We start from the raw sequence: 12,748 nt of genomic DNA on the forward strand, positions 1-12,748 counted from the left end.
TCAATAGGATGAAAATCGTCCACGAGGTGCGCGGTCGCGCGCCTTCGACAGCACGAGCCGCGCGCAGCGCGGTGCTGACAGGAGATACAGAATGCCGAAGTACACCCTTCCCGAGCTCCCTTACGACTACGCGGCCCTCGAACCGCACATCAGCGGCAAGATCATGGAGCTGCATCACTCCAAGCATCACCAGACCTATGTGACCGGCGCCAACACCGCCCTCGAGCAGCTCGCCGAAGCCCGCGAGAGCGGCAACCTCGCGAACGTCAACAAGCTCGAGAAGGACCTCGCGTTCAACCTCGGCGGTCACGTCAACCACTCGATCTTCTGGACGAACCTCTCGCCCGAGGGCGGCGGCGAGCCCGAGGGCGAGCTCCGCGCGGCGATCGACGAGTTCTTCGGCGGCTTCGACAAGTTCCAGGCGCACTTCACCGCCGCCGCCACCGGTATCCAGGGCTCGGGCTGGGCCGTGCTCAGCTGGGACCCGATCGGCGCGCAGCTCATCATCCAGCAGCTGTTCGACCAGCAGTCGAACACCGCACAGGGAACCGTCCCGATCTTCCAGCTCGACATGTGGGAGCACGCCTTCTACCTCGACTACCTGAACGTGAAGGCCGACTACGTCAAGGCCGCGTGGAACATCGCCAACTGGCAGAACGTCGCCGAGCGCTTTGTGACGGCTCGGGAGAAGACGGCCGGCCTGCTCGCGTAGTAGGGTCGTAAACAGGTGAGGATGCCGGGCTCCTCCCGGCAACGGGAGCAGATCCCGGCATCCTCTTCTTTTTCAACAGATCGCGTTTCGGTCACCCAGCACGGGCTTCGCCGGCGCGACGAGAAACGGGAGACATCGTGTCTGTCAAGATCGGCATCAACGGCTTCGGCCGCATCGGACGCAACTACCTCCGCGCCGCCCTCGCTCAGGGCGCGGACCTCGAGATCGTGGCGGTGAACGACCTCACCGACAACAAGACCCTCGCGCACCTGCTGAAGTACGACTCCATCCTCGGGCGTCTCGACGCCGAGGTCACGTACTCGGAGGACTCGATCACGGTCGGCGGCAAGACCATCAAGGTCTTCGAAGAGCGCGACCCCGCCAACCTGCCCTGGGGCGAGCTGGGCGTCGACATCGTCATCGAGTCGACCGGCCGCTTCACCAACGCCGAGGACGCCAAGAAGCACATCGCCGGCGGCGCCAAGAAGGTCCTGATCTCGGCTCCCGCGAAGGGCGAGGACGGCACGTTCGTCATCGGTGCCAACGAGGACCTCTACGACCCCGAGAACCACAACGTCATCTCGAACGCGTCGTGCACCACCAACTGCCTCGCGCCGCTGGCCAAGGTCCTCAACGACAACTTCGGCATCGTCAAGGGCCTCATGACCACGGTCCACGCCTACACGGCCGACCAGAACCTGCAGGACGGCCCGCACAGCGACCTCCGCCGTGCCCGCGCCGCCGCCCTCAACATCGTCCCGACCTCGACCGGCGCGGCCAAGGCCATCGGCCTCGTGCTCCCCGAGCTCAAGGGCAAGCTCGACGGCTTCGCGCTGCGCGTTCCGGTTCCCACCGGTTCGGCGACCGACCTCACGGTCGAGCTCGAGCGCGAGGTCACCGTCGACGAGATCAAGGCCGCCTACAAGGCTGCCGCCGAGGGTCCGCTCAAGGGCATCCTGAAGTACACCGAAGACGAGATCGTCTCGAGCGACATCGTCACCGACGACCACTCCTGCATCTTCGACGCCGGCCTGACCCGTGTCATCGGCAACCAGGTCAAGGTCGTCGGCTGGTACGACAACGAGTGGGGCTACTCGAACCGCCTCGTCGACCTCACCGAGCTCGTCGCCAGCAAGCTCTGACGACCATGGCTCTGCGAACCATCGATTCGCTGGGCCAGCTCGCAGGCAAGCGCGTCATCGTCCGTGTTGACTTCAACGTCCCCCTGAAGGACGGAGTCATCACGGACGATGGCCGTGTGCGTGCGGCGCTGCCCACCATCGACCACCTCATCGGCCAGGGCGCACGCGTCATCGCCTGCTCGCACCTGGGCCGCCCTGACGGTTCCCCCGACCCGAAGTACTCGCTCGAGCCGGTCGCGCAGCGGCTGTCCGAGCTTCTCGGCAAGCCGGTCGCCTTCGCGGGCGACACGGTGGGGGAGTCGGCGCAGCAGGTCGTCTCGGCCCTGGGCGACGGCGACGTCGCGGTGATCGAGAACCTCCGCTTCAACGCCGGCGAGACCGCGAAGGACGAGGCCGAGCGGCGCGCGTTCGCGGAGCAGCTCGCCGCCCTCGGCGACGTGCTGGTTTCCGACGGGTTCGGCGTCGTGCACCGCAAGCAGGCGTCGGTCTACGACCTCGCCGAGATCCTGCCCTCTGCGGCGGGCTTCCTCATCGAGAAGGAGGTCGATGTCCTCGACCGCCTGACGGAGAACCCCGAGCGCCCCTACGCGGTGGTCCTCGGCGGCTCCAAGGTGAGCGACAAGCTCGGTGTCATCGAGCACCTGCTTCCTCGCGCCGACAAGATCCTCGTCGGCGGCGGCATGCTGTTCACGTTCCTCGCCGCTCTCGGCCACAAGGTCGGCAAGAGCCTGCTCGAGCAGGACCAGCTCGAGCGGGTCAAGGGCTACATCGCCACGGCTCAGGAGCGCGGCGTCGAGCTCGTGCTCCCGGTCGACGCGGTCATGGCCTCCGGCTTCGCCGCCGACGCCGATCACGTCGTCGCTGCCGCGGACAGCCTGGAGGACACCGCCTTCGGTGCCGACGGGATGGGCCTCGACATCGGCCCGAAGACCGCGGAGCTGTTCGCCGAAGCCGTCCGCTCCTCGCGCACGGTGTTCTGGAACGGCCCGATGGGAGTGTTCGAGATGCCGGCGTTCGCGGCGGGCACGCGCGCGGTCGCTCAGGCGCTCACCGAGGTCGACGGATTGTCCGTCGTCGGCGGCGGCGACTCCGCTGCTGCTGTTCGTCAGCTCGGTTTCGCCGACACGGCGTTCGGTCACATCTCGACCGGCGGCGGCGCGTCGCTGGAGTTCCTGGAGGGCAAGAAGCTGCCCGGTCTGGAGGTGCTCGGATGGGCATGAACCGTATGCCTCTCATCGCGGGCAACTGGAAGATGAACCTCGACCACCTGCAGGCGGTCGCGTTCGTCCAGAAGCTGCACTGGACGCTGAAGGATGCCAAGCACGACGACGATTCGGTCGAGGTGGCGGTCTTCCCGCCGTTCACCGACCTGCGTACCGTGCAGACGCTCCTCGATGCCGACAAGATCGCGTTCGCGCTCGGCGCTCAGGACCTCTCGACGAACGATTCCGGTGCGTACACCGGCGAGATCTCGGGTGCGTTCCTGAAGCAGCTCGACTGCCGTTACGTGATCATCGGGCACTCCGAGCGTCGCGAGTACCACTCGGAGACCGACGAGGTCGTCGCGGCCAAGGTTCAGGCTGCCCTTCGCCACGGTCTTGCTCCCGTCATCTGCGTGGGCGAGACGGCCGAGGACCTCGAGAAGCACGGCGCCTCGGCTGTTCCGGTGGCTCAGCTGGAAGCGGCGCTCGCGGGCGTGGCGGCGGATGCCGACATCGTCGTGGCCTACGAGCCGGTGTGGGCCATCGGGTCCGGCCAGGCGGCCACGCCGCAGCAGGCGCAGGACGTGTGCGCGAAGCTCCGCGAGGTCATCGGGTCCGTGCTCGGCGCTGAGGCGGCGGCACGCACGCGCATCCTCTACGGCGGGTCGGTGAAGTCGTCCAACATCGCCGGCTTCATGCGCGAGCCCGATGTCGACGGAGCGCTCGTCGGCGGGGCGAGCCTCGTCGCGGACGAGTTCGCCGCGATCATCCGCTACCAGAAGCACGTCGGCGTGTGACGTCGTGCGGCCCGGCGGCCTGTGGGTCGCCGGGCCGTACGCGTATCCGCGCAGCTCCTGGATATACTTGACCCTCGTGCGATCGGAACGATCGCCGGAAAGGTGACGACCACCGTGCAGATCCTCGAGTTCGCGCTGCAGGTGCTTCTGGGCATCACCAGCCTGCTCCTGACGTTGCTGATCCTGCTTCACAAGGGGCGCGGCGGCGGCCTGTCCGACATGTTCGGCGGCGGGATGAGTTCTGCGATGGGCTCGTCGGGACTCGCGGAGCGCAACCTCAACCGCTTCACGATCGTGCTCGCGCTCGCGTGGTTCCTCGCCATCGTCTCGCTCGGCCTCATCACGAAGTTCACGGTGATCTGATGGCCACCGGAGGCAACGCGATCCGCGGCACCCGTGTCGGCGCCGGCCCGATGGGGGAGCAGGACCACGGTCACCACGCCGACCGGGTCGCCATCTCCTACTGGGACGCCCTCGGAAACGAGACCGTCCGCTACTTCGCCGCCGGCATCGCCGACGACGAGATCCCCGAGACCATCGACTCGCCCCACTCGGGACTGCCCGCCGGTCGCGACAAGGCGAACCCGCCGGCCGTCGCCAAGTCCGAGCCCTACAAGACGCACCTCGCCTACGTGAAGGAGCGGCGTACCGACGAAGAAGCAGAGCAGCTTCTCGACGAGGCGCTGCAGCAGCTCCGCGAGCGGCGCGGCCTCAACTGACGCGATCGGTCGCCAACGACGAAGAGAGCGGATGCCCCGGGGGCATCCGCTCTCTTCGTCTGTGTACCCGGCGGCCTCAGTACTGATCGTCGATGAGCTCCGGCGGCACCTGCGACGCCGTCGCCTCATCCGTGAACAGGATCGTCCGGCGCGTGCCCTTCGCTCCGGCAGCCGGAACGCTGTGGTAGCTCGCACCGGCGAGGGCGAGCCCGAGGGCCGAGGACTTGTCGGGACCGGCCAGCACCATCCACACGCGCTTGGACCCGTTGATCACCGGGCGGGTCAGGGTGACACGCTCGGCGGGCGGCTTGGGCGAGTCGTGCACCGCCGAGACCGCGCTGTCGGTGATGCGGATCTCACCGCGGTCGGGGAACAGCGACGCGATGTGACCATCGGGCCCGACTCCCAGGAAGCAGATGTCGAACACGGGCCACGCGGCGCCGTCGGTCGCGGCAGCGGCGAGCTCCGACGCGTACCGGCTGGCGGCGGCCTCGGCATCGGGTGCCTCGTCGGATGCCGCGATCGGGTGCACGTTCACCGCGGGAACGTCGATCGCGTCGAGGAAGGCGCGCCGCGCCACGGCCTCGTTGCGGTCATCGCTGTCGCGTGGCACGAAGCGCTCGTCGACCCACCAGAAGTGAACCCGCGACCAGTCGACGCTGTCGCGCTGCGGGTGCGAGCCGAGCCGCTCGAGAACGTCGCCGATGATGCCGCCACCCGCCAGTCCGACGTTGACGGTGCGCCCGTCCGCGCCCCACTTCGCGACGCGGTCGAGGAAACGCGAGGCGACCGAGCCGGTCAGGGTGTCGGCGTCGGGGCTGATCACGACGCGTTTCTCGGCGGTGGGCATGTCAGGCGTCTCCCGCCGGTGATCGGTGGAGGTGCGCCCAGCCGTCGGTGATGACGCGCCCGTAGAGCACATCGGGGCCGAGGCGTCGCAGCTCCTCGGCGAGGCACTCGCGGAGCGTTCGGCGGGGAAGGACGAGATCGTGCGAGGGCTGACCGGGCTGGGTCAGCGTCGCGTCGATGGTCGTCGTGCGCTCGAGCAGCACGTCGCCGCTCGGGCGCACGAGCCGCACACTGCGGATGCCGTGCTCCCACTCGTCCTTCGGGGCGTAACGCCAGTGCACGGGAACGTCGAGCATGAGGCAGAGCCACGCCGCGAGCAGTCCCGTCGAGGGCGAGCTGCCGCTGCCGATGACCTCGACCTCGGTGACCGGCTCGTACGGAGGCTGGTCGAGCACCGCGGCCAGCTGTTCGCGCCAGTGGGTGAGGCGCGTCCAGGCGAGGTCGGTGTCGCCGGGGGCGTAGCCGGGGCCGAGGGCCGCCAGACGGCCGCTGTCATAGGGCAGCGTGGCTGCATCCGTGATCCGTCGCTGCGCGATGCGGCCGATCGGCGACTGCGACGGGTCTGCCGGCGGGTGGTCGGGCCACCAGGCCACGACGGGGGCATCGGGCAGCAGCAGGCCGGTGATGAGGGCCTCGTCGTTGCTGGCCGCACCGCCGCTGGCGCGGAGCACGACGACCTCGCTCGCACCGGCGTCGCCGCCCACGCGGATCTGCGCATCGAGCTTCGACTCGCCCTCGGGGCGGGTGATGAGCACGATCACGCGCATCGGGTGCTCGCGCGAGGCGTCGTTGGCGGCCTCGATCGCATCTTCCTCGAGGCCCTGCGACGTGGCGATGACGAGCGTCAGCACCCGGCCGAGGGCGACGGCGCCACCCTCCTCTCGGACGTTCACGAGCTCACGGGCGATCTTCGACACGGTGGTGTCGGGCAGGTCGACGATCATGGACGCCTCCAGACGCGGCCGTCACGGGCCAGCAGTTCATCTGCGGAAGTGGGACCCCACGAGCCGGGGGCGTACTGTTCGAGCGGTCCGCCCTGCTCGGCCCAGAACTTCTCGACGGGGTCGAGGATGCGCCACGAGAGCTCGACCTCCTCGTGACGGGGGAACAGGGGCGGGTCGCCGAGCAGGACGTCGAGGATCAGCCGCTCGTAGGCTTCGGGGCTCGACTCGGTGAAGGCGTGCCCGTAACCGAAGTCCATCGTGACGTCGCGCACCTCGGTGGCCGCACCCGGCACCTTCGACCCGAACCGGATCGTGACGCCCTCGTCGGGCTGCACACGGATCACCAGAGCGTTCTGACCGAGCTCCGTGGTCTGGTTGCGCAGGAAGAGGTGCTGCGGCGCGCGCTTGAACACCACCGCGATCTCGGTGACACGGCGGCCGAGACGCTTGCCCGTCCGCAGGTAGAACGGGACGCCGGCCCAGCGGCGCGTCGCGATGTCGACCTTGATGGCGGCGTAGGTCTCGGTCGTGGACTCCGGGTTCATCCCGTCTTCGGCGAGGAACCCGGTGACCTCTTCACCGCCCTGCCACCCACCGGCGTACTGTCCGCGCGCCGTTGCCGTCGAGAGGTCGTCGGGCAGCTGCACGGCAGCCAGCACCTTCTCCTTCTCGGCCCGCAGGTGGTTGGCCTCCATCGAGATCGGCTCTTCCATCGCCGTCAGCGCCAGCAGCTGCAGCAGGTGGTTCTGGATGACGTCGCGCGCGGCGCCGATACCGTCGTAGTAGCCCGCCCGGCCGCCGACGCCGATGTCCTCGGCCATCGTGATCTGGACGTGGTCGACGTAGTTGGCGTTCCAGATCGGCTCGAACAGCTCGTTCGCGAAGCGCAGCGCGAGGATGTTCTGCACCGTCTCCTTGCCGAGGTAGTGGTCGATGCGGAAGATCGAGTCGGCGGGGAAGGCGACCTCGAGCGCCTCGTTCAGCTCGCGTGCCGTCTTCAGGTCGCTACCGAACGGCTTCTCGATGACGACGCGCCGCCAGGTGTCGGCATCCGCATGCTCGTCGACCAGCCCGGAGTCCTTCAGCTGCTTGGCGACGATCGGGAAGTCCTTCGGCGGGATCGACAGGTAGAACGCGTGGTTGCCCATCGTCCCGCGGTCGACGTCGAGCTTCTCGACCGTCTCGCGAAGCCGGCTGAACGCGTCGGCGTCGCCGAACTCTCCCGAGACGAAGCGGATGCCCTGCAGCAGCTGCTTCCAGGTCTCCTCGCGGAAGGGCGTCCGCGCGTACTGCTTCACAGCGGCGTGGACGACCTCCGCGAAGTCCTGGTCCTCCCAGTCACGCCGGGCGAAGCCGACCAGGGCGAATCCCGGCGGCAGCAACCCGCGGTTGGCGAGGTCGTAGACGGCGGGCATGAGCTTCTTCCGCGACAGGTCGCCGGTGACACCGAAGATCACGAGGGCACTCGGCCCGGCGATGCGGTTCAGGCGGCGGTCGTCGGGGTCGCGCAGAGGATTGTGGGCGCGCGAGATCTCCACGGTCATGGGAGGGGTCTTCCTACTGGGCTGCTTCGAAAAGGGTGAGGACCTCGGTAGCGGGGTCCGTCAGGGTGAGCGTCACGACCGGACGCCCGCGCTCGGCGAGCACTGCCGCGTCGCCGGATGCCTGTGCCTCGATCAGCCGTCCGAACGTGAAGGGCCGCCCCGGGATCTCGAGGTCGACGTCCGTTCGTTCGGTGATCTGGAGGAACACGCCGTTCGCGGGGCCGCCCTTGTGGTACTGCCCGGTCGAGTGCAGGAACCGCGGACCCCACCCGAACGTCGTGGGGCGGCCGGAGTCGGCCGCGATCAGCTCGCGCACCCCCGCCAGCTGCGGCACGGACGTGCGGTCGACGTAGGCCTGGACCGCGACGTATCCGTCGGCCGGAACGCTTCGCCAGAGGTTGTCGAGCACGCCCGCGAGTGTGCCGTCCGCGGCGAGGGCCGGGTCGGACACCCGAACCTCGACACCGTTCTCGACGAACACCGGTGCAGTGGGCTCGGGCTGCGCGTCGAGAAGACCGCGCGCGGCCGTCTTCGCGGCCTCGACGTCCGGCTGATCGAACGGGTTGATCCCGAGTAGGCGACCGGCGATCGCCGTGGCGTACTCCCACACGAGGAACTGTGCGCCGAGCGATCCGCTGACGAGCACCTCGCCCGGGTGCTGCTCGAGGATCTGGAAGTGCACCGCGTCGCCGACGAGTCGCACGACCTGCAGGTCGTCCGGCAGCAGATCGAGCTCGGGCGAGAGCGGCGTGGCGACGACGGGCAGGATGCCGGTGCCGGATTTTCCGGTCGACTCGGCGACCAGCTGCTCGATCCAGTCGGGGAGGCCCACGATGTGCGTGCCGTCGCTGATGAGCGCGAGCTTGTCGCGACGCGGCGAGCCGCCCGCGATCGCAGCCGCCAGCACGAGCGCGGGGTTCCGCGGGTCGTCGACCGCCACCTCCAGCAGCGTCGCGTCGGCCTCATCGAGCAGCTGCCCGATGTCGGCACCCGCGAGTCCGGCCGGCACGAGCCCGAACGCGGTGAGCGCGGAGTAGCGGCCGCCGACGTTCGGATCAGCGGTGAACACGTGGTATCCCGCCTCGCGAGCCTCGGCCTCGAGCGGCGAGCCCGGGTCGGTGACGACGACGATGCGGTCGGCCGGCTCGATGCCCAGGTCGCTCCACGCGGCGGCGAATGCCCGCCGCGCCGAGTCGGTCTCGACCGTCGAACCCGACTTCGACGACACGACCAGCACGGTCTCGGCGAGGCCGCCGGTCTCGGGGTCGCCGTCGATGGCGGCGAGGACCTGGCCGGGTGCCGTGGAGTCGAGGATCGTGAGGGGCACGCCGTGCGTCCGGGCGATCACCTCGGGGGCGAGGGAGGAGCCGCCCATGCCGGCGAGGACCACCCGGGTGATGCCCCGGCCGGCGAGGTCGCTGCGGAGCGCCTCGATCTCGGCCACGAGCGGCCGCGCTACCGTGACCGCCTGCACCCAGCCGAGACGACGTGACGCCTCGTCGGCGGCATCCGGTCCCCACAGGTCGGCATCACCGGCGGTGATGCCGCTGGCGACCAGGTCGGCCACCAGTCGGGGCACCGTCTGCTCGACGACGTCGGAGACGTGCCCCGAGACGTGGATCTCGAAGCTCAACGGGCGCTCTCCAGAGCCGCCGTCACCGTGCCCTGCAGGTCGTGCCACGACGCGATGAACTTGTCGACGCCCTCGTCCTCCAGCAGCTGGGTGACATCCTCGAGGTCGATGCCTACGGCCGCGAGGTCGTCGAAGACCTTGTGCGCAGCGGCGTAGGCGCCGGTGACGGTGTCACCGGAGACGACACCGTGGTCGAAGGTCGCCTCGAGGGTCTTCTCCGGCATCGTGTTGACGGTGCCGGGAGCCACGAGCTCGGTGACGTAGAGGGTGTCGGGGAGCGCCGGGTCCTTGACACCCGTCGACGCCCACAGCGGGCGCTGAAGGTTCGCGCCCGCGGCCACGAGGTCTTGAGCGCGCTGCTCGGCGAACTTCTTCTCGAACAGCTCGTAGGCGAGGCGCGCGTTCGCGACTCCCGCAAGCGACTTCAGCTCGTTCGCGGCATCCGATCCGACTGCCGCGAGGCGCTTGTCGACCTCGGTGTCCACGCGCGAGACGAAGAAGGAGGCCACGGAGTGGATGCCGCCCAGATCGACGCCGGCCTCGCGAGCCCGCTCGAGGCCGGTCAGATACGCGTCGATGACGTCGCTGTAGCGCTCGAGCGAGAAGATCAGCGTGACGTTGACGCTGATGCCGGCGGCGATGACCTCGGTGATCGCCGGAAGGCCGGCCTTCGTCGCGGGGATCTTGATGAGCACGTTCGGACGATCGACGGCGGCGGCGAGCTTCTTCGCCTCGGCGATCGTCGCTTCGGTGTCGTGGGCGAGGTCGGGGGAGACCTCGATCGACACGCGGCCGTCGACACCGCCCGTCTTGTCGAAGATCGGGCGGAAGATGTCGGATGCGTTGCGCACATCCGTCGTCGTCAGCTCGAAGATCGTGTCATCCGTGGACGCGCCCGCCTTGGCCTGCGCCTCGATCGCTTCCTCGTATCCCACGCCGGCGCTGATGGCGGCCTGGAAGATCGACGGATTCGTCGTCACACCGACGACGTTGCGCGTGTCGATGAGCTCCTGGAGGTTGCCGGTCGTGATGCGCTGGCGCGACAGGTCGTCGAGCCAGATGCTGACGCCGGCGTCGGAGAGGTCCTGGGTGGGGGTGCTCATGCGTTGTTCTCCTCAACTGTTGCGCGGGCGGCCGCGACGACGGCCTCGGTGGTGATGCCGAACTTCTCGAACAGGGTCTGGTAGTCGGCGGACGCGCCGAAGTGGTCGATGCCGACCGAGCGGCCGGTGTCTCCCACGATCGAACGCCACAGCGGGGTCGCGCCGGCCTCGACCGAGACGCGGGCGCGGACGGCGGAGGGCAGCACCGACTCGCGGTAGGCCTCGTCCTGCTCGGCGAACCACTCGAGCGAGGGGGCCGAGACGACGCGGGCCTGGATGCCGTCCGCGGCGAGTGCCTCGCGGGCCTCGACCGCGAGCTGCACCTCGGACCCGGTGGCGACGATGATGACGTCCGGCTGGCCGCCTTCGGCGTCAACGAGCACGTAAGCGCCCTTCGCGACGCCGTCGGTCGTGGCGAAGCCGTCCTCACCGCGGGGGAAGACCGGCACGTTCTGCCGCGTCAGCGCGATGCCCGCGGGTCCCGCCTGCCGGCGGAGCAGCTCGTGCCAAGCGGCAGCCGTCTCGTTCGCGTCGGCCGGACGGACCACCGCGAAGTTCGGGATGAGGCGCAGCGACGAGACCTGCTCGATCGGCTGGTGGGTGGGCCCGTCCTCGCCGAGCGCGATGGAGTCGTGCGTCCACACGTAGATCGAGGGGATGTTCATCAGCGCGGCCAGACGCACCGCCGGGCGCATGTAGTCGCTGAAGATGAGGAAGGTGCCGCCGAATGCACGCGTCTTGCCGTGCAGGACGATGCCGTTGACGATCGCACCCATCGCGTGCTCGCGGATGCCGAAGTGGAGCACGCGCCCGTACGGGTCGCCCGACCACTCGTGCGTCGACCACTCGGTGGGGATGAAGCTCTTGCCCGACTTGATCGTCGTGAGGTTCGACTCGGCGAGGTCGGCGGAGCCGCCCCACAGCTCCGGCAGCTGGTCGGCGAGGGCGTTGATGACCTGTCCGCTGGCCGCACGGGTGGACACCGCCTTGCCGGCCTCGAACGCGGGGACGGTGAGGTCGGCCGGCAGCTCACCGGACTCGAGGCGATCGAGGAGCGCCTTGCGCTCGGGGTTCGCGTCGGCCCACGCGTCGAAGGCCTTCTGCCATTCGGCGCGATCGGCGGCGGACCGGTCGGCGAGCGAGCGGGTGTGCTCGATGACGTCGTCGGCGACCTCGAACGTCTTCTCGGGGTCGAACCCGAGGACCTCCTTGGTTGCCGCGAGCTCGTCGGCGCCGAGCGCGGAGCCGTGGATCTTGCCGGTGTTCTGCTTGCCGGGTGCGGGCCAGCCGATGATCGTCTTGAGGACGATGAGGGAAGGCTTGTCGGTCTCGCCCTTCGCCGCCTCGATCGCGTCGTAGAGCGCGGGGACATCCTCGACGTACTCGCCGGTGCTCTTCCAGTCGACGGTCTGAACGTGCCAGCCGTAGGCCTCGTAGCGCGCGGCGACGTCCTCGGTGAAGGCGACGTTCGTGTCGTCCTCGATCGAGATCTGGTTCGCGTCGTAGATCGCGATCAGGTTGCCCAGCTGCTGGTGCCCGGCGAGCGAACCGGCCTCGGCCGTGATGCCCTCCTGGAGGTCGCCGTCGCTGGCGATGACGTAGACGAAGTGGTCGAACGGCGAGGTGCCCGCGGGGGCTTCGGGGTCGAACAGTCCGCGCTCATAGCGGGCGGCGTAGGCGAAGCCCACCGAGGTGGCGAGACCCTGGCCGAGCGGGCCGGTCGTGATCTCGACGCCCTTGGTGTGGCCGTACTCGGGGTGACCCGGAGTCAGCGAGCCCCACGTGCGCAGCGCCTTGAGGTCGTCGAGCTCGAGTCCGAAGCCGCCGAGGTAGAGCTGCACGTACTGCGTCAGCGACGAGTGACCGGCCGACAGGATGAAACGGTCGCGTCCGAGCCAGTCGGTGTCCGCCGGGTCGTGCCGCAGGACCCTCTGATAGAGGAGGTACGCGGCGGGGGCGAGGCTCATGGCCGTGCCCGGGTGGCCGTTGCCCACCTTCTCCACCGCATCCGCGGCCAGGACGCGGGCGGTGTCCACCGCGCGCCGATCGATCTCGTCCCAACGAAGTTCCGACACTCGGTCGCCTTTCTCGAGAGGCAGCGCC

Annotated in this window: 12 protein-coding genes; 6 read left to right on the forward strand and 6 right to left on the reverse strand. The window is 69.1% G+C overall.

Features of this window, described 5'->3' with window-relative positions; translation table 11 throughout:
* Positions 1-91 precede the first annotated feature (91 nt).
* The 6 genes from ACPYN5_RS05770 (at position 92) to ACPYN5_RS05795 (ending at position 4,572) form a co-directional block, all read left to right on the forward strand.
* A complete protein-coding gene (locus ACPYN5_RS05770; protein WP_424448028.1) occupies positions 92-712 on the forward strand; it encodes a superoxide dismutase in 621 nt (206 codons plus the stop codon).
* A 137-nt stretch (positions 713-849) separates the two neighbouring features.
* Positions 850-1,854: a type I glyceraldehyde-3-phosphate dehydrogenase gene (gap, locus tag ACPYN5_RS05775; RefSeq protein WP_424448029.1), complete on the forward strand. Its 1,005-nt coding sequence runs from the start codon at positions 850-852 to the stop codon at positions 1,852-1,854.
* A 5-nt stretch (positions 1,855-1,859) separates the two neighbouring features.
* On the forward strand, positions 1,860-3,074 hold the full coding sequence (locus tag ACPYN5_RS05780; RefSeq protein ID WP_424448030.1) for a phosphoglycerate kinase: 1,215 nt from the start codon (positions 1,860-1,862) through the stop codon (positions 3,072-3,074).
* The gene (gene tpiA, locus ACPYN5_RS05785; RefSeq protein WP_424448031.1) at positions 3,065-3,853 is read left to right on the forward strand and encodes a triose-phosphate isomerase; all 789 of its coding nucleotides are present in this window, start codon (positions 3,065-3,067) and stop codon (positions 3,851-3,853) included. Before ACPYN5_RS05780 ends, tpiA begins: the two co-directional genes overlap by 10 nt.
* A gap of 114 nt (positions 3,854-3,967) precedes the next feature.
* Positions 3,968-4,216, forward strand: a complete 249-nt coding sequence (gene secG / locus ACPYN5_RS05790) for a preprotein translocase subunit SecG (protein WP_424448245.1) — start codon at positions 3,968-3,970, stop codon at positions 4,214-4,216.
* Positions 4,216-4,572: an RNA polymerase-binding protein RbpA gene (locus ACPYN5_RS05795; RefSeq protein WP_424448032.1), complete on the forward strand. Its 357-nt coding sequence runs from the start codon at positions 4,216-4,218 to the stop codon at positions 4,570-4,572. Before secG ends, ACPYN5_RS05795 begins: the two co-directional genes overlap by 1 nt.
* Before the next feature lie 76 nt (positions 4,573-4,648).
* Here the strand turns inward: ACPYN5_RS05795 and pgl are convergent, their stop codons facing one another.
* From pgl to tkt, 6 genes are read right to left on the reverse strand one after another with little or no spacing between them, the layout of a single operon-like run.
* Positions 4,649-5,422 carry a 6-phosphogluconolactonase gene (gene pgl / locus ACPYN5_RS05800; protein ID WP_424448033.1) on the reverse strand — a complete coding sequence of 258 codons (774 nt, stop codon included), beginning with the start codon at positions 5,420-5,422 and terminating at the stop codon, positions 4,649-4,651.
* 1 nt (position 5,423) lies between these two features.
* Positions 5,424-6,365: a glucose-6-phosphate dehydrogenase assembly protein OpcA gene (locus ACPYN5_RS05805; protein WP_424448034.1), complete on the reverse strand. Its 942-nt coding sequence runs from the start codon at positions 6,363-6,365 to the stop codon at positions 5,424-5,426.
* The gene (gene zwf, locus ACPYN5_RS05810) at positions 6,362-7,909 is read right to left on the reverse strand and encodes a glucose-6-phosphate dehydrogenase (protein WP_424448035.1); all 1,548 of its coding nucleotides are present in this window, start codon (positions 7,907-7,909) and stop codon (positions 6,362-6,364) included. Before zwf ends, ACPYN5_RS05805 begins: the two co-directional genes overlap by 4 nt.
* Before the next feature lie 13 nt (positions 7,910-7,922).
* Positions 7,923-9,542 carry a glucose-6-phosphate isomerase gene (locus ACPYN5_RS05815; protein ID WP_424448246.1) on the reverse strand — a complete coding sequence of 540 codons (1,620 nt, stop codon included), beginning with the start codon at positions 9,540-9,542 and terminating at the stop codon, positions 7,923-7,925.
* On the reverse strand, positions 9,539-10,645 hold the full coding sequence (gene tal, locus ACPYN5_RS05820) for a transaldolase (RefSeq protein WP_424448036.1): 1,107 nt from the start codon (positions 10,643-10,645) through the stop codon (positions 9,539-9,541). The genes ACPYN5_RS05815 and tal overlap by 4 nt, the downstream gene beginning before the upstream one ends.
* Positions 10,642-12,720 carry a transketolase gene (tkt, locus tag ACPYN5_RS05825; RefSeq protein ID WP_424448037.1) on the reverse strand — a complete coding sequence of 693 codons (2,079 nt, stop codon included), beginning with the start codon at positions 12,718-12,720 and terminating at the stop codon, positions 10,642-10,644. Before tkt ends, tal begins: the two co-directional genes overlap by 4 nt.
* Between the last annotated feature and the right edge of the window lie 28 nt (positions 12,721-12,748).

It is taken from the genome of Microbacterium arborescens (assembly GCF_049707515.1).
Lineage (GTDB): Bacteria > Actinomycetota > Actinomycetes > Actinomycetales > Microbacteriaceae > Microbacterium > Microbacterium arborescens_B.